General features: G+C 40.8%; 22 protein-coding genes and 3 pseudogenes. 12 read left to right on the top strand and 13 right to left on the bottom strand.

The genetic code is table 11. The features are described from left to right. Positions 1 to 218: 218 nt before the first annotated feature. The 4 genes from V7K45_RS07745 to V7K45_RS07760 form a co-directional block, all read right to left on the bottom strand. Positions 219 to 515, bottom strand: coding sequence for a hypothetical protein (locus V7K45_RS07745; RefSeq protein ID WP_335002014.1), 297 nt, complete (start codon positions 513 to 515; stop codon positions 219 to 221). 31 nt (positions 516 to 546) lie between these two features. Beyond that, positions 547 to 1,308 (bottom strand): 3-phosphoserine/phosphohydroxythreonine transaminase, encoded by a 762-nt coding sequence (gene serC, locus V7K45_RS07750; protein WP_335002016.1) that lies wholly within the window; start codon positions 1,306 to 1,308, stop codon positions 547 to 549. Between the two features lie 723 nt (positions 1,309 to 2,031). Next, complete coding sequence (locus tag V7K45_RS07755; RefSeq protein ID WP_335002018.1) at positions 2,032 to 3,096, bottom strand: isocitrate/isopropylmalate dehydrogenase family protein; 1,065 nt, start codon at positions 3,094 to 3,096, stop codon at positions 2,032 to 2,034. Between the two features lie 408 nt (positions 3,097 to 3,504). Beyond that, positions 3,505 to 3,729, bottom strand: a complete 225-nt coding sequence (locus V7K45_RS07760; protein WP_335002020.1) for a hypothetical protein — start codon at positions 3,727 to 3,729, stop codon at positions 3,505 to 3,507. A 44-nt stretch (positions 3,730 to 3,773) separates the two neighbouring features. Between V7K45_RS07760 and V7K45_RS07765 the strand changes: the two genes are divergently transcribed. The 3 genes from V7K45_RS07765 to V7K45_RS07775 all read left to right on the top strand — a co-directional run bounded on the left by V7K45_RS07765 (position 3,774) and on the right by V7K45_RS07775 (position 5,438). Next, positions 3,774 to 4,061: a hypothetical protein gene (locus V7K45_RS07765; RefSeq protein WP_335002025.1), complete on the top strand. Its 288-nt coding sequence runs from the start codon at positions 3,774 to 3,776 to the stop codon at positions 4,059 to 4,061. Between the two features lie 964 nt (positions 4,062 to 5,025). Beyond that, on the top strand, positions 5,026 to 5,247 hold the full coding sequence (locus V7K45_RS07770; RefSeq protein ID WP_335002027.1) for a hypothetical protein: 222 nt from the start codon (positions 5,026 to 5,028) through the stop codon (positions 5,245 to 5,247). After that, positions 5,241 to 5,438, top strand: coding sequence for a hypothetical protein (locus V7K45_RS07775; protein ID WP_335002091.1), 198 nt, complete (start codon positions 5,241 to 5,243; stop codon positions 5,436 to 5,438). The genes V7K45_RS07770 and V7K45_RS07775 overlap by 7 nt, the downstream gene beginning before the upstream one ends. Here the strand turns inward: V7K45_RS07775 and V7K45_RS07780 are convergent. Continuing rightward, positions 5,401 to 5,667: pseudogene (locus V7K45_RS07780) on the bottom strand (alpha/beta hydrolase-fold protein); the annotation flags it as partial. The gene V7K45_RS07775 and the pseudogene V7K45_RS07780 overlap by 38 nt on opposite strands. Positions 5,668 to 5,731: 64 nt before the next feature. On the opposite strand from V7K45_RS07780, the gene V7K45_RS07785 reads away from it, so the two are divergent. Beyond that, positions 5,732 to 6,412, top strand: coding sequence for a transposase (locus V7K45_RS07785; RefSeq protein ID WP_335002029.1), 681 nt, complete (start codon positions 5,732 to 5,734; stop codon positions 6,410 to 6,412). Positions 6,413 to 7,128: 716 nt separating this feature from the next. On the opposite strand, the gene V7K45_RS07790 is transcribed toward V7K45_RS07785, so the two are convergent. Next, a complete protein-coding gene (locus tag V7K45_RS07790; RefSeq protein WP_335002031.1) occupies positions 7,129 to 7,344 on the bottom strand; it encodes a hypothetical protein in 216 nt (71 codons plus the stop codon). 695 nt (positions 7,345 to 8,039) lie between these two features. Further along, positions 8,040 to 8,270 carry a thermonuclease family protein gene (locus tag V7K45_RS07795; protein WP_335002034.1) on the bottom strand — a complete coding sequence of 77 codons (231 nt, stop codon included), beginning with the start codon at positions 8,268 to 8,270 and terminating at the stop codon, positions 8,040 to 8,042. A gap of 596 nt (positions 8,271 to 8,866) precedes the next feature. On the opposite strand from V7K45_RS07795, the gene V7K45_RS07800 reads away from it, so the two are divergent. After that, on the top strand, positions 8,867 to 9,058 hold the full coding sequence (locus tag V7K45_RS07800; protein ID WP_335002036.1) for an acyl-CoA dehydrogenase family protein: 192 nt from the start codon (positions 8,867 to 8,869) through the stop codon (positions 9,056 to 9,058). Here V7K45_RS07800 and V7K45_RS07805 read toward each other — a convergent pair. Next, positions 8,978 to 9,319 carry a deoxyribodipyrimidine photo-lyase gene (locus V7K45_RS07805; protein WP_335002038.1) on the bottom strand — a complete coding sequence of 114 codons (342 nt, stop codon included), beginning with the start codon at positions 9,317 to 9,319 and terminating at the stop codon, positions 8,978 to 8,980. The two genes, V7K45_RS07800 and V7K45_RS07805, sit on opposite strands and share 81 nt — an antisense overlap. A 180-nt stretch (positions 9,320 to 9,499) precedes the next feature. Between V7K45_RS07805 and V7K45_RS07810 the strand changes: the two genes are divergently transcribed. The 5 genes from V7K45_RS07810 to V7K45_RS07830 all read left to right on the top strand — a co-directional run bounded on the left by V7K45_RS07810 (position 9,500) and on the right by V7K45_RS07830 (position 11,846). Continuing rightward, positions 9,500 to 9,793, top strand: coding sequence for an HU family DNA-binding protein (locus tag V7K45_RS07810; RefSeq protein ID WP_335002040.1), 294 nt, complete (start codon positions 9,500 to 9,502; stop codon positions 9,791 to 9,793). 126 nt (positions 9,794 to 9,919) lie between these two features. After that, a complete protein-coding gene (locus V7K45_RS07815) occupies positions 9,920 to 10,117 on the top strand; it encodes a hypothetical protein (RefSeq protein ID WP_335002042.1) in 198 nt (65 codons plus the stop codon). A 21-nt stretch (positions 10,118 to 10,138) separates the two neighbouring features. After that, positions 10,139 to 10,849 carry a TMEM175 family protein gene (locus tag V7K45_RS07820; protein WP_335002044.1) on the top strand — a complete coding sequence of 237 codons (711 nt, stop codon included), beginning with the start codon at positions 10,139 to 10,141 and terminating at the stop codon, positions 10,847 to 10,849. A 30-nt stretch (positions 10,850 to 10,879) separates the two neighbouring features. After that, complete coding sequence (locus V7K45_RS07825; protein ID WP_335002047.1) at positions 10,880 to 11,251, top strand: thiamine phosphate synthase; 372 nt, start codon at positions 10,880 to 10,882, stop codon at positions 11,249 to 11,251. A 262-nt stretch (positions 11,252 to 11,513) separates the two neighbouring features. Further along, positions 11,514 to 11,846 (top strand): helix-turn-helix domain-containing protein, encoded by a 333-nt coding sequence (locus V7K45_RS07830; protein ID WP_335002049.1) that lies wholly within the window; start codon positions 11,514 to 11,516, stop codon positions 11,844 to 11,846. 165 nt (positions 11,847 to 12,011) lie between these two features. On the opposite strand, the gene V7K45_RS07835 is transcribed toward V7K45_RS07830, so the two are convergent. From V7K45_RS07835 to V7K45_RS07845, 3 genes and pseudogenes are all read right to left on the bottom strand, one after another. After that, positions 12,012 to 12,170 carry a hypothetical protein gene (locus V7K45_RS07835; protein ID WP_335002051.1) on the bottom strand — a complete coding sequence of 53 codons (159 nt, stop codon included), beginning with the start codon at positions 12,168 to 12,170 and terminating at the stop codon, positions 12,012 to 12,014. A gap of 199 nt (positions 12,171 to 12,369) precedes the next feature. Then, positions 12,370 to 12,714 carry a hypothetical protein gene (locus tag V7K45_RS07840; protein WP_190571367.1) on the bottom strand — a complete coding sequence of 115 codons (345 nt, stop codon included), beginning with the start codon at positions 12,712 to 12,714 and terminating at the stop codon, positions 12,370 to 12,372. 303 nt (positions 12,715 to 13,017) lie between these two features. Then, positions 13,018 to 13,920, bottom strand: a pseudogene (locus tag V7K45_RS07845) (hypothetical protein); the annotation flags it as partial. A 276-nt stretch (positions 13,921 to 14,196) separates the two neighbouring features. Here V7K45_RS07845 and V7K45_RS07855 point away from each other — a divergent pair. Continuing rightward, a complete protein-coding gene (locus V7K45_RS07855; RefSeq protein ID WP_335002061.1) occupies positions 14,197 to 14,775 on the top strand; it encodes a hypothetical protein in 579 nt (192 codons plus the stop codon). An 84-nt stretch (positions 14,776 to 14,859) separates the two neighbouring features. Next, a pseudogene (locus V7K45_RS07860) lies at positions 14,860 to 15,141 on the top strand (IS4 family transposase); the annotation flags it as partial. Between the two features lie 205 nt (positions 15,142 to 15,346). On the opposite strand, the gene V7K45_RS07865 reads toward V7K45_RS07860, so the two are convergent. Then, positions 15,347 to 15,589: a hypothetical protein gene (locus tag V7K45_RS07865; protein WP_335002093.1), complete on the bottom strand. Its 243-nt coding sequence runs from the start codon at positions 15,587 to 15,589 to the stop codon at positions 15,347 to 15,349. Beyond that, positions 15,558 to 15,935 (bottom strand): response regulator transcription factor, encoded by a 378-nt coding sequence (locus V7K45_RS07870; protein WP_179066360.1) that lies wholly within the window; start codon positions 15,933 to 15,935, stop codon positions 15,558 to 15,560. Before V7K45_RS07870 ends, V7K45_RS07865 begins: the two co-directional genes overlap by 32 nt. Between the last annotated feature and the right edge of the window lie 47 nt (positions 15,936 to 15,982).

The following is a 15,982-nucleotide window of genomic DNA, read 5'->3' on the forward strand; positions in this document are numbered from 1 at the left end:
GTTTGAGCGATTGGATTCTCCCAAAGTGACAAAAGAGGGTTAAAGGACGCAAATCATCTTAAGTTCAAAGGATTGGTTTGCGATAGTTCATCGCGAACCAATCCCCTTTTCCACATCCCGTGAAAAGTCAGGGTTATCCCTCTGCTCTACCGATGTGTAAAAAGCATCCAAATAGGGGTTTCATTTTCTCAGTCATTTTTTGCAACACAACCATAATTTCAGCCATATTTTTTCTCGAATTTTTTCATGAATGATACTAGCGCTTCGACTCCTTCACGCGGGAAAGCGTTATAAATTGAGGCCCGCAGACCACCAACTGAACGGTGACCATTCAAGCCTTCAAAGCGTGCGGCTGCCGCTTCTTCAACAAACAGTTTTTCCAGTTCCTCTGACGGCAGACGGAACGTAACGTTCACCATAGAGCGCGATTCAGCGTTGGCGTGACCGCGATAAAAGTCAGATGCATCAATTGCATTGTAAAGTAACTTTGCCTTTGCTTCATTTTCGCCTTGCATAGTCGCGAGTCCACCTTTGCCTTGGAGCCACTTACAAACTAGGCTGATTATTTATATAAATGCCGAAAGTGTTTGGCGTGTTGTAGAGCGACTTGTTTTCGACGTGAGTACGGTAGTCTAGCATCGTGTGCAGACCATCAGGAATGCGCTCAAGCAGATCGTTGCGAATGATGACAAGTACGACTCCGCTCACTCCCATGTTTTTTTGTGTTCCAGCATAGATGAGCGCATATTTCTCGATGGGTATTGGTCGGGAGAGGATATCGGATGAAGCGTCAGCAATGAGCGGCACATTACCAATAGACGGCTCTGTTTTCCACTGCGTGCCAAAAATTGTGTTGTTTATTGTGATGTGGATGTAAGCAGCCCTGTCATCGAGCTTGAGTTCATCTTGTTGTGGGATACGCGAGAAGTTGCTATCCTCGGTTGTTGCTGCAATATTAACCTTACCCACACGCTTGGCTTCTCTAACAGCCTTCTTTGACCATGAGCCAGTGACAATATAATCCGCGCTGTTGTTCTTCGCGAGCAGATTTATCGGCACCATTGAAAACTGGAAACTCGCGCCGCCCTGCAAAAAAAGAACATGGTAGTTATTCGGGATTTCCAGTAGTTCGCGCAAGCTACTTTCTGCACTTCTGATAATTTGATCAAACGTTTTAGAGCGATGGGAAAGTTCCAGAATTGACATCCCCACTCTGGGTAAAGCCATAAGATCGCACTGCGCCTCTTCCAAAACTGCCAACGGCAAGATTGCTGGACCGGAGTTGAAGTTAAAAACTCTTTCAGTCATAGTTGCTTTTCCATAGGATGATTAAGATATAGCCCTCTCCTAACAAACAAGGCAGGAAGCAGGAGGCAGAAGGCAGAAGGGAAGAGGATTTGACTTGTTTCTTCCATCCATAACGGAAGCGAGCGCGTCCGTAAACAGCTTCTGTCACTCTCCAAGAGGGCGATTGCTAGAGGGCGATTGCTAGAAGCCCGATGAGGCAATGAATACAAGCTATACTTTTAGAAAAAAATGAGTCTTGTATTTGTTATTAGAAAAGAATCGCGCGATGCCGAATAGCCTGTTGTAGACATCGCTTGCTGTACAAAAGCTCTAGAATCCAGAAATGGCAAATGTTTTCGGAGAGTGACAGAAGAACGATACAGCATATTTCAGGTTGATCGGGTGCAGTAGCAGTAGTTTGCAAACCAATTTTTTAGATGTTTAGAATTGAACAAGTCAAGTGCAGTTGCAATTAACGTATCAACCATTGTTGTTGTAGGATAAAACTGACGTAAAAAAGCTTTCAGTTGTGACTACCAATGCTCAATTCGATTAAAGTCAGGAGAGTAAGGAGACAAATTAAGAGTATTTGCACCAGATGATTGAATTATTGATAAAAGCTCTGTAATCTTAATCTTTCACCGATGATTCACAAGACTCGTAAATTGGCTAAGTATTGGATAAGTAAGGCAATAAAGCTCACTGTACCTGCGTAGCAGTTTATTTTGTCTCCTCGGAAGTCTTTTAAATCTGACTAATTGTTTCTGCAACTATTTGTCCATAGCTAGCTGTTCCTAAATAGCCGTCAATATCTACAGTGCGGGTAGTTGGATTTAAGAGTACGTGTTCTATAGAAGACTTAAAACATAATGCTGCCTCTAGCATATTTGTATTATTTTTCTGATGTCCGATCCAGTCGAATAACATTGCTGTAGAAAGCATCAATCCTGTAGGATTTGCTTTATCCTGACCGCTAATATCAGGTGCAGAACCATGAGCAGCCTGCGCTACTGCCAAATTATCTCCTTCATTTAAAGAAGCTGCAAGTCCTAAACTTCCTGAAAGTTCTGCGGCTTCATCTGATAGGATGTCGCCGAATAAATTAGTAGTCAATACTACATCAAATTTTTCAGGATTCCGAATTAGTAGGGCAGCCATCGCGTCAACAAAGACTTCATTCAATTCAATATTTTGATAAGAAGAAGCAACTCGCTTTACTTCCCTAACAAATAAACCGTCGCTTAATTTTAGGGAGTTTGCTTTATGTACAACAGTTACTTTCTTTTTTCTATTAAGTGCTAATTTAAAAGCAGTTTTAGCAATCCTTTTTGATGCACTAGCAGAAATTTTGCGGACAGCTAAAGCTAGGTCTTCTGTCGGCATAAATTCGCCTGTTCCAAATACCATATTCCTATCTGCAAGAAATCCTTCGGTATTTTCTCGAACAATGATTAAATTCATGTTTGTCGTATATTTTGATATCCCAGCCCTACTAATGCTTGGGCGTATATTTGCAAAAAGATCCAACTTCTGCCTGAATTCACGCGAAATATTTATGCCGCCCTGCGTGTAGGGTGGATACTCAGCAGTAGAAAGCGGGCCTAGAATAATGCCGTCAAAAGCTATTGCACGATCAAGTAAATCTGGAGACATGGTACTACCATGTTTTTGCAGCCTTGCTAGACCAACTTCTTCGATTTGCAGTTGCAAATTGAGCGAAAAACGTTTATCAAGTGCTTTAATACACGAAATGACTGTTGCTGTGATTTCAGGGCCTATGCCATCACCTGGTAAAATCAGCAGTTCCATAATAAGCTCCCAAGGATATTGATAACAAAATTGGTTCTAAAGTATCGTTAATCACCAATAAAATCTAATACGATTCAGTTAAAGCTAAAACTCTTTGTCAAAATCAAATTTTTTAACGAGCTGCTAAGGATGTAAAGAGCGCAAAGATAAGAAATAAATACTTAACTGAACTGTCTTGCAATCAAATCAGTATGTCCAAAAACAACCACTTATTATTCCACATTGGTCTACACAGACAAGTTAAATGGACGCTTTACTAATGCTGTTGTATTCAAATACCAAAATTGTTGCTACTGACGATCGCTCTTTGGGGGTGCGATCGCTTTTCCACGCTAGAATTTAATTTACCAGCCTCTCAACCACTGGGCTATTTCTGGTAATTGAGTTTGCTCCATATCTTGCCCAAGCTCAAACAAAAAAGGTATTTTCCTCACTCTTCAGAACTCCCGTTACATTCCAACGAGTTTTTACAGCCTCAATTTGCTCATTGCTTAAAAGCTGTGATACCCAAAGCAGCCAGGGTTCAGGTGGTGTTATTCCAGTCTGAAAGTCAAGTTTTATATTATACATCTTGTAAAAGTTATGGTGGCGATCGCACCTTAAACCCACGTAGGTGTAGCCCGTCGTAGACATCGCTTGCCTCAACTCATGGACAGGGAAATGCAGGGAATGTGACAGTGGGTGCAAAAGATGTTGTTTCCCTTACAGGTAATGCTTACATTTTCAGCACAGTGGAAGCCGGAGGTATGGGTAAGGCTGGCAATATCGAAATCAACTCACCTAAAATTACTTTAGACAACCAAAGCGAACTCAACACCGAAACTGCATCCGGTAACGGTGGTAATATCAACATCAACAGCGATTTACTCTTACTCCGTCGCAACAGTCAAATTTCCACCAGCGCGGTTTTGATGTTAGTCAAGACAAAATTGTACTCTACGGTTCATCAAACAAATATGTTTTAAGCCGTAATTCTGAAGGTTTACCAGCAGGTACAGCTATTTACTTTCAATAGTCAGGAGAGGTCAATGAGTTAATAGGGATTGTTGAAGGCCTAACAGGTTTAAATCTTGGAGGCAGTTACTTTAATTATCTGTAAGATTTTACACAGTTACTTCTTCTTCCCCCAAGAATAAGTTTAGACAACTGGACTTACTGAATTGAGATTCTCTCTAAATTTGGAATAAATCCAAACGTTTATTGTGCGTCATGGGCAATTACGCAAAAGAAATTAGGCGTTGCTGAATACAAAGGATGATTTTTGTAGCTAGCCCACTTGAAAATACAAGGAACGGGCAAAATGTCCATGCTACAAAACTAGCAAAATCGTCCCTGTATTATGTAACGCCTAATTTTTCGTCAGCCCGCGTAAGCAGACTTCACTTATATAACCGCGACTTCTATAGGAATCATATTTGATTTTTGAACGAAATTAGGTATTGTAGGGTGTGTTAGAACGCAGTTCGTAACGCACCAAACCCTTGATGATGGTGCGTTACGCTGTCGCTAACACACCCTACGTATCTTTTCAGAAATCAAATACTAGTCCTATAGTTGTTCAGTGTTCTAGTACAAGATGTAATATTATGTTTGCTTAATTGCTTATTAAACGCGAAGAACAGCAGCGATCGCAAATTCTTTACCTAGTTCTCCTGAACCTAGCAACATCAATTTTTGGAGCAACTTAATACTCATTAACTTATCCAGGTTAATCTCAATTTAATAATTCTTGGAATTATGCCTGTTTCCTTAACTACTGCACCGAGCGATTATTCCTTCAACGAGTTGGTGGTCGCTACCGCTTCGTCCACAAACTGCTGCAAGACCACTTCGCCCAAATGGAGTTCAAGCGGAATTAAGAAAATACAACCAACTCAGGTAAATTGCTTTTAATGTAAGCTTCTAATAACAGTGAATCCGATAACTCAAATGAAAATTAACAAGTCAGATAAAAAACAAGCCAAAATCCAGTCAATAACAAACCTGCTATCGGAAATAGAGTTGGTCGATTTATCAGACGAAGAACTTATGCAGGTTCATGGCGGAAATGTAGTCTGGGGGGGTAATGGTAGTGACACAGGAGGAACCATACCACCAAGAATTACGACATTTGAGACATTCGAGGCGCAAACTTCACCAACGCTATTTTAATAGGTGCAAACTTTAGCCATGCCAAAGCAGGACTGCAACGCCGCTGGGCAATTTGTTTAGTTATTGTCTCGTTTTTATTGTCGGGAGTATTAGGATTTCTTTGGGCTTTCAATGGTTATTTGTTTAACTACAATATAAAACTTAAGAAAAGTGTCAAATCTGAATTCCTGTTTTCCGGTCTAGTTTTTTAAAAGCGCTTGCATGGTGGCGGATATGATCTTCAATTAAACTGGCGATGAAATAATAACTGTGGTCATAGCCTTCTTGGTAACGCAAGTTTAGCGGCTGGTTAACATCTGTACAAACTTGCTTAAACACCTCTGGCAGTAATTGTTTAGCTAAAAATTTATCACAAGTCCCTTGATCGATAAGAATTGAACTGTGATAACCTACTTGCTTAACTAATTCACTAGCATCATAACGCTCTTTTATTACTCTCATGAGAGTATAATTACTAAGAGTTTAACTTAGCAAGGGTATTTAATTGGGTTCAAGAACGGCTACCTCCACGATCACCGTGGTAGATCAGTACTGCGATGCCTATAGAGATTTGTTTCCAGAAGTGAGGACATTTGAAAATTTTAAACATCTTCATGCTGGGATGTTATCTGATATAAAGCGTAAATCTTTACCAGAAATATCGAAAGCAGTAGGTTTACACGATGCACAACCACTGCAAAACTTTCTTACGAATTCACCTTGGTCACTAGAAGATTTACGAAACAGACGTTTAGAACTGACTCTCTTAATGTTAGAGGGACGTTCATTTAAGTTAGTAATTGATGAAACTGGAGATAAAAAGAAAGGGAAGCACACAGATTACGTTGCGAGACAATATATTGGCAACTTGGGAAAAGTTGATAATGGAATTGTCTCAGTTAATGCTTATAGTGTGTGGCAAGAGTTTGAGCGAAAATTTAGTGATGGAAAGTCAGAAAAAAGATATATACAACAGATAAATGAAAGCGAATCCACACTGATAACGTATTGGCGAATCACTACTGACCCAAATAATTTGCCAAAAAATCAGACATGGTATGTAAAAACCGATTTGAAAACTGATATGGCTGTTAAATTAGGAAATCTTTATGGATTTCGTAGTAGATTTTCTGCCAGATTTTTCTCTATATCCTCCCCAGCTTGCTTGGGTTTAAGGCTTTTTTAGTAGTTTTTTTATTCACGTTCAACATGATTTTGTTACTTAATCATGTTAACTGTAATGTCTGCCATATCTTGGTTTTTTCACAGATATATTTGATTATTTCCCAATATTTCCGACATAGCAGCGTCTGCATTATTCACAGCCTTCAAGGAGTTTCAAAAATCTCAGCAAATCACAGCATTTTTCTCTCACCAGAGACATAAAAGAGCGTTATGCTGTCATTGATGGAGTTCAAAGAAGAGGTGAAAAAAGAAACTACAGTACACAACGTGTAAAATTTAACTCTCATTCTTCTGCTTAATTTTTTGTTACATACTTATAAATTTTCACCACGACTTACTTAGTGGATTAAATTGCTGCAATTGATTATTATTCCTGCCAAGCCAATTGTAAATAAAGAACTAGCAATAGTAGACGGCGTTGCACCACTTCTACAATTTACCCTCGGTACACACCCAAGGTTTTTCTTCAAATAGACACTGATATTATTTTGTAATCATTGCGTGCAGTTGTGAATCTGGCTTCTATTACGCAATATAAAACTGCCCTAGACGTTCTTATGGAGATTAGTCATGGTATATAGATATTATTTTGATCCCGTTCCGAATACAAAGCTTAGGAACGGGATTGTTGTTTAGTGCATGGCGTAGTGTAGCTGCGCTATTGCTTGTGACAGTTGCGTAAGTCCTGTGGCTCCTGCACTGGAAGTAGTTTTGTACTTATGAAGAAAATCTTGGAGTCAAAGAAACTCTAGGAGGCAAAGGTTGGGGCTGGATTGCTACCCAGTCATGAGAAAATAATGAAATTTTACTACTAGGTGGTGGCAGTGGTAAAGTTGGTGAACCACCATTAATAGATTGAGTTTCAGTGTCTTTGAGTTCAATTTCTTGAAGATAGATATCTTCAATGACTAGTTTTTTTAAGTTTGGTATCATAAGTTTTTGATCAATTAATATTTGATGATTCTGGTGTTGTGAGCTGTTGTTCGGAGTTAATGAATTCATTCTGAACTGGTTTTCCTATTGTCTTAGGAGGTTATGGACTATCTCCTGTGATCTGTGGTTCTGGTTGTGGGTTATCATTCTGGCTCATGTTGATTTATCTCCTTTATAGCTTTAATTATTTGGTCGTTTTCAAGATTTCTTGCTTGGAGTTGGTAAATCTTGAAGTTCAGTAAACGCAGTCAGTTAATTAGGTAAGTTTTAGTTCACGATCTCTGTACTGTCATTCTCTACGATGACTTTTAGTTTTTATGCACTGAGAATAGAAAGCACCCCAAGCACTACCAATTCTGCTAAAATCACCTCTGCCCCACCGTTGATGCTCTCCCATTTTTGAGATTCAAGCGAGGAAAGTTGAGTTCTTGAGTTTTCCTCTCAGAAAATTCGCAGTATTAATTTATACAAATCACTTTTATCTTTAGAATATGAAGCGATCGCTTAGAGTTTTTTTTAGAGGAAAAGCGATGCCTACGGTGGGCTATTTGATGTCGCTTCACTCCATTGCACTTACATTCTTCAAATCAACATTATCTCTTCCTGAAAACTAATCTCAGCTTCACCCTGTCCGTGAGCCATCACTTCAGCAACAGTACGACCATCGCTGTCCTACTGGAATAATCATCAGTCGGTTATCGGCAGCAGCGACTAGCAAGAGTTCTTTTATCTTTTGCTTCATTGCTGAATGCTTGTGCTGGCACTTCACCTTGTTTCACTTCCGGGGCATCAATTACACAAAGCTCAACTGACATTTGGCTACCATCGGTTTGACGAACTGTGATGCTGTCCCCATCTGCCACTTGGATAGCGATCCATTCTTCGGTAAGCGCGATGGATGGCTGGTTAGTTTTTTGGAAAATCAAGATAGCGATGATGGTAGCTCCAGCGATGCCTGCGGCGGTAAACTACGCAGTTAAAATTATGGCAGTTCTCCACAATGGCTTCATGTTGCTAACTCTGTTGTCACAATATTAAGAAAGCACAATTCTTTTCCTCAGTTAACTTGGCAGTAAAATTGTTTTTGGACTTCCGTGTATCACTAGCTCAATAGGTATTGAACACCAACTGGTGTTACCAAGAAATGCTAATGAACAACGCTTATTAGAAGAGTCAGTCGGCAAACTGAATCTTGCCTATAATTCTTTAGATAATTAAAATCAGTTCATATAGCCTGTCTAAAAATATAGTATAAGCTTAACTAATTTAGTAGATATCTTCTAATAGGCTATAGCAATTGACTTTTTTATAGGTATTTTTGACTTATTTTTCTTTTGTGCTTACTTTTTGAAAGAGACGTGCATATCCTAAAGCTAGGATATACAAAGACTTTTCTACTTGTACACAGCCTTTAAATAAGAAAATCTGGTTACAAAACCGATATTTTGATACTGATTATAAGGTGATAGTAGATCAAAGAAAGTTGTATATTTTCACTGTAGAAATAAAGAGAAAATAAAAAATGATTGACTTCAGCCTCACTCAAAAACAGGAGATGTTGCAGTCTCTTGCGCGTGAATTTGCTCAAAACGAGATTAGTCCTATTGTTCAGATAATTGAAGAGTCTAACAATTCAGAGATGGAACCTTGGGATTTCTGCAAAAATGTGTTCTATAAGGGATCTGAATTGGGATTTATATCCTGCAATAATTAACTGCCTAGTCAACGTTTGTACTATGTCTGTAGAATTACCTTCAAATAAGTATAGCCGACTACCTAACTTTTGGAGATTTGAGTTGAGATTTTCCAAAGACTCAAACAAAAAGCGGACTCTCTTCTTTCCGGTATCAGCCCAGGTATAAAACCAAGGGTCAATAATGAAGAATGGCAGAACTGTTGCATCATTACCAGATGAAGAGGTGACAATTTCGTTATCAGTTAAACGCAAATCTCGACGAAACCACAAAAGGTGCATAGCTCAACTTACTCTCATCTACAATACATTTGTACTCTCCTAATGTACTCATTAATTCAAAGTCGCCACAATAGTAGTCGTGCATTGTTAATTTTCGTATGTTGCTAGAAATTATTTATTTTCCCCTTTCCTAACTAGAGGTAGTAATGCTAGATTTTCTGCAATACTTCAGGGTGATTTATGAACAAAGGCGAACTAGTGGATGCTGTAGCCGCAAAGACCAACATCACAAAAAAGCAAGCTGATGAAATCATCAGTGCTTTTTTGTCAGTTGTTACCGAGGCTGTAGCCAATGGGGATAAGGTAACGCTCATTGGGTTTGGGTCATTCGAGCGACGCGTAGCTTGCCGCCGTAGGCATCGCTCAGAGCGCGAAGGGCGTAATCCGAAAACCAATGAGCCAATGACTATCCCAGCTACAAGAGTGCCTGCGTTTTCTGCTGGGAAACAGTTTCGTGAAAAAGTAGCATTTTAGCACTACAGATATATTGACTTAAAGAGTTTTAATCCAATCGCTCTTGGCTTGGCAGAATTTGCGTTTGAGCGTTGCGAGAGCCATTGTTGTTAGACAGCATGGATTATCTGATGTTGAATTACAGATTTGACGACAAGGCGATCACTCTTGCTGTGTACAAGTGCGATCGCTCCTCCTCAAGTGCAACCTTCCACTGACCGATGCCGATTTAGCCTTTTGAGAACGGTCTTTCAACGGAACTGTTGGGGTCACTTGAGGGCTGTGGTATGCGGTAGTAGGGCGATCGCATCAGTTACTCGCAGATTAGGTAAAATTAATGAGTAGCTTCGGAGTTACGAGTTGAACATGAAGCGTCTAGACAAAGCTGAAGGGGAACCCCCATTTAAACGCCGCTCCACCCGTTTCTCCCGCAAGCGTGAGCAGAGTCGCGGCTCGGAGCGGCTTGAAGCGTTCAGCGATGCGGTCATTGCGATCGTGCTCACCGTGCTGTCGGTTCAATTGTTTGAGATCGATACCCACGCGCTTCAGCAGGATGGTATCGCTAAGGTGCTGCTGCACGAGTGGCCGTCGCTGGTGGCGTTCGTGCTAACGTTTCTCGTGGTTGGGCAAATTTGGATCACGCATCACAACCTCTGGCGATACATCGAGAAGGTCGATCAGGTTCTGCTCGTAATCAATCTGTCGCTGCTATTGTTCGTCGCGATCATTCCCCTCCCCGCACGGCTTCTGGCTGAGGAATTGAAGTCGACGAACGTCGTTGATCAGCAAGCTGCTGCCGCCTGTTATGCCGCGACCGCCTTAGGTCAGGCGGTACTTTTCAACCTGTGTCTATGGTGGGCGCACCGTCGGCGGCTGCTGAGCGATGCGGTCAACGAAGACCTGTATCGCGCGATCCGTAGACGCTACCTCTTCGGTCCGTCCATCTACCTGTTCGCGCTGCTGGTCGTGCTTATATCGCCGTGGATCAGCATCATCTCGTATCTGGGCGTGGTGGGATTGTACGTCTGGCCGGGCGCAGGCGATCTGCCTTCGGAGGACGCGGACACGTCGCTGTGAAAAAAAACCGAAACGGATAGATTCTTTGAATTGCAAATCATTTTACCATTTTCTCTAAATTATAAATTTTCTTTAGTTAGTGCTTTTCATTTTAGAGAAAAAGACCAAATTAAAATGCCAGAGGCAAAAAGCAATAGTATACTGTTTGGAAAATCATGTCACTCATTAAAATCTATAAAAGAGGCAGAGGATGAAGGATTAGACTATGTATTTTTTTCACCTATTTTTGCGACTCCAACTCATCCAAAAGCAAAAGGTATTGGTCTAGATATGCTCACTAAAGCTTGCACATCAACACAAATGAAAGTTTTTGCTCTTGGGGGAATTAACGAAAACAATTATCAAAAATGTCTTGATGCTGGTGCGTCTGGTGTTGCAGCAATTAGTATGTTTAAAAAATAAAATATTTTTCCTTGATGCCTTTTTCTTAGCGCTATTAACCCAAGTACCTTGTTCCTTGCCATACCCTTCAATTTCAATTATTAAAGACGATATGGGAATTCCCATATCGTTCCCAAGTGCTTGTAAATAGTCTTTTGTAGACTTTAGCCTTATATAGTCAGACAATTGAGCTAAATGATCGCATTGCTAATGGGCAAGCGATCGCTTTCACCTTTGCTTGGTGTAGCCTTATGGTTGACACCAGTATATTAATAATATTATCATGTCAACTGGCGAGCGCAGTGAAAATAAAATTAAAGTAAAAATGAATATCACAGTAGATGTAACACCCATCGCTGCGTTTAGATGGAATGAAGAAAATGCCCAAAAACTCAGGGAGCTTAGAGAGAAAGCTGGATATAGTAGACAAAAGCTATCTGATGCTGTGGGAGTTTCTGTGGCTTATATTCAGCAGCTAGAGACTCCTCACGTCTTTATTAACAAACCAAAAAAACCAACTCAGATGACTGTTAGTACAGAAATTCTAGAGAAACTTTGTGTTGCTTTAGATGGGGATATCACTTCACTTATTTGGAACATAGATTACAACAGTTAAGAGATTTATCCACTACGCTCACCAGTTAAAATTGCTTGACAACCACTGGTGAGCGTAGTAGTAGTAGTATAGTAATCATAAGAGAGGAGACGAGCGCGATGCCTCTCAGAAAACAAAGAAGCGCTCAAAATTCAACCCTTACAAATCGAGTTAACGATACGAAACCTAAAACCAGCCGCCACCGGGACTAGCAGCCGGAAGCCAAAAACTTGTATTGCTCAAGCCACCGGAGATGATTCCGATGACCAAACCAAGTCTGAAAACTGGTTGTAAAAACTTCAATCTTTCCAGAATTAAGGCGATTGCGTACTCAGTAGTATGCAATCGCCTTTTCAATCAATTCTTATCACATGGCTGTACAGAGGACACGGTAATATCCCAATATCTTCTCTACAGCTTTGTGCTGTCTGGTGTTCTGACATCACTTAATACGCTTTACCCTTGAACACTTTTATAGAACCCATTTGATATCTATACAGGAGGGCAATCGAATTTGGCTGAACTACGAGCTAAGTTACAAATTTTATAGATTGATCGTCAGGATTTTTTTCTTGCTTTTTTTGTCGCTCAACACGACTGTATTGTAGGGTAATGTATCCGTTCCCAACGGAATTGGCAGCCTAAAACTGGGGCTTTTATGATCGAGTTCGCCTAAATCAATGCTTTTCGTTATATCGCCATCTGTTGCAAGATTTGCGGTAAGTTCGCCTTTATAATCTTCAATTAAAAAGTCTCTAAAGAAAACGACTTCCCCAGCATCAGGATCTATACCAAGGATGACCGTACCGCTGAAAGTTGCGCCTTTTCGTTCTTCATCAACCGTTGCCATTGTGATTTCCGAGGGGTCTTGACCGGACATATCTGCCATAAACTTTTTTCTCTTGCGAATTCTCAACAATTGAAAATGATTTTACAAGAGCGCTATGGGCGATCGCAAAACTCTCAGGACGTATTTCTGCATCGGTCTTACAAATGTATAGCCAAGTTTCTTCTGGTTATATGCCTGATTGGAAGATTGAGTAGAGATGAGTAGGGGCCCAAAGCGATCGCATCGCAGAAACCTGATTCCCAAATGGGTTCTATAAGGCTTCGCCAAATCTAGATTGAGAGTGTTGTGCAAGCACAACAAACTGACCAATAAAAATAAGGCGATCGCTGCGTCTGGAAAACTCGCGATCGCAATTGGTGTTGGCTCACTCCCCAGAATTATTGCAGCAGCTTCAAGTGCTTGGGTGTTGTTCATGGCGCTAGCGAGATTCTTCAAAGCCATGCCCATCAACCGTAAGCATTCTTGTGCATTCTCTTTTGGGGGTTCTAGCGCTAGCGATCGCAAATCAATTGTTTTTTCTAGGGCTTGCTTTACCTGCTTGTTCAAAACTTTGGTCGCTTGCTGGGTCATGGTATTTCCCCATTCTTGAGAAGGACGTTGCTCTACGGCGTGTTCTAATTCCTGAATGCGTTGCTGGAGTTGTTGGTTTTCAGTCTCCGGTTTTCGTAACCCCTCCCTCTCACCCAACCGTTGCTGTAACTGGATATTTTCTTCTTTTTGTTGTTTAAAGAGTTGTTGCAGAGATTGGATTTGCTCTTGTACCTGGGCTTCGGCTTTGGCTGCGGCCTCTGTTTGCAAACCAATCCTCAATTCTTGGGAGAGTCGCTCTAGCTCCTGTTTATGGTGTTCTTCAATAGCAGCGATTGCCTCAGAATATTCTTTTGGGTAAGTCCGCCCACTTGATTCAGACACAATTGCGTCATTTAAACTAGCCAAATCACTATTGTTTACCAGCAGCCTCTCACCATCGCTGAAGGTGACAATCTGTTGATAGTTATTGGGCGCGTCTGCCTCAATCACTCCCGACTTCCCATATCTGGGATGTGAAAGGGAAGAAACAGTGACAGAATTACACAATTGCGTTTTGATTTTTTCTTGTTCTGTGCTACTGGTTCTAGTGGGTGACGTATTTTTTGGAACGACCTTCTGTACTGCTTTAGCAAAATCGGCGGCAGTGGGGAAGGGTTTTTCTTTGGCTGCGATCGCTACGACTTCGTTCAGCTTGTCGGGAGTTTTGACCAGTTGGTGAAAGCCTTTTTGGGTTTTAGCTTCACTTTGAAGTTAGAAGTTTTAGTTACTGGAGTGAAAATAAAAACTCAAGGATTTATTAAATAAAAGTTTCACAATCTAGCTGAGATTATTGTTTTCAAGGTAACAAAACAGGGTTTATAACCATAGCACGTTTATTAATATTGAGTACAATCACCGTTATAAAACATAATAAAAAAGTGCAATGCTGATTTACTTGGCGCACCTCCTTTTTTAACCGACAAATTTTTTAAACGACCTACTCAAGTTAGCGTGGGTTTAGAAAACGGTTACGCAGAACCTACAGATATAAAAGGCGAAAAATTCAAACTCGTCCGTATCCGCGATTGGCTATTCTGGATTTGCTTAATAGGACTTGGGGTATCACTAGTTTGGATGTTGTATTTGGTTAATGAAACCGACATAGTGCGCGATTTTACACCAAAAGCATCAGATCCAAAGGATAAGCGGTTTAGCCTTGCCCGTTGTCAGATGGCATTTTGGTTTTTCTTGGTCATCGCTTCATTTCTGTTCGTTTGGCTAATTACTGGGGCATATGACATTATTACTCCTAGTGTTCTTGGATTAATAGGTATTGCCTCTGGCACTGCACTGGCAGCAGCAGCTATAGACGTTAGTAAGCCTAAAGACATCAAGAGTCAAATCAATGATATTGCCGATAGCAATACACTGATAACCTTATGTACTATAATACCTTCGCCAAAACAAGAGTATGAAGAGAGAGGGCGTTCTGTAGTAGAGTTGTTGTCTTCCCAAACGACAACTCAAAAACTACAATTTTGCCCATGTTCGACATCCTATCACTCTTACAATGCCTGCTACCACAGATAAACGCTACAACAATGCGGCAGTTGAACCAAATAATCTTGGCTATGTTAGCAATGAACGGCCGAGTAACTATGTTAGGAATATCACGAAGATTTTATGAACCTGGGACAAACTGCTGTGACTAATGCTGCTAATCTAGCATTCTTCATGGTTAATTTATCCCACCATCTTCTCGCTGATTTTCGTCACCACAATCCCGGTTCCGGCATTATTGACCTTAAGGCTCACTACCGTGGTTTTCGATATGTTAATGAAATCTTAAAAATGCTTCCGGAAATGCCTGAGCCTATTTTATTAAATCAGATTTTTGCCAAGCTTACTTCTTTGGGACGTATTCATGCCGTTTCTACGGGCTTTAAAGCCTCGTAAATTGGCAATGGTATTGCAGTTAGCGAAAGAATTTTGTCAAAGCATGGGAGTAGTAATCCCAGAACTAATATCTCTACGTCGCGGTCAAGTATATTGGCGTTGTCACAATAGTTGATTGCCGATTCTCACAAGTTGCGTCTAGCTGGGGAATGCCTGGGCAATACCACTGGAAGCTGGAGAATCCGCGAGAGATTACGCCGATTCCTTACATTGGGCGGTTGGGGATTTTTGAAGTACCCGATGATTTGGTCATAGAGGTGGCTGCATGACTAAAGCAGTCCCAAGCCGCTACCTCCGAAGGCAAAACCAGTATTTGACTGGTGTTAATCTCAGTAGTAATCGACTTAACTAAATCAAATGCGATCGCCTGCGGTAGAATGGAAGCGAAAGCAGGTGAAAAGCATTCAAAATTTTCCTCAAAAGCCCAACACCTGCATTGATTTTTCAAGTACTTCTTTGGGGCGAAATGGTTTAGTTAGATATAGATCTGCGCCAACCTCAATTCCTTTTTGTTTATCAAATTCTTGTCCCTTAGCTGTCAATATCACAATGTAGACATCAGTCATTTGCAGGTCGTGTTTTACAATATGGCAGACTTGCAGACCATTCATTTTCGGCATCATCACATCAAGAAAAACCAGGTTTGGTTTTTCAGTTTTAATAGTTTCGAGAGCTTCTTCTCCATTTCTAGCAGTTAGAAGTTCAACACCCTCATCTTCTAATGCTTCTAAGGCTTGTTCCATCAAAATCAAGATATTGGGTTCATCGTCAACAATTAGAATTTTCTGGGTCATAAGATTGGGAGGGAGTGGGGAGTGGGGAGTGGGGCATTGGGTTAAAC

It is taken from the genome of Nostoc sp. (assembly GCF_036917375.1).
Taxonomy (GTDB): domain Bacteria; phylum Cyanobacteriota; class Cyanobacteriia; order Cyanobacteriales; family Nostocaceae; genus Nostoc.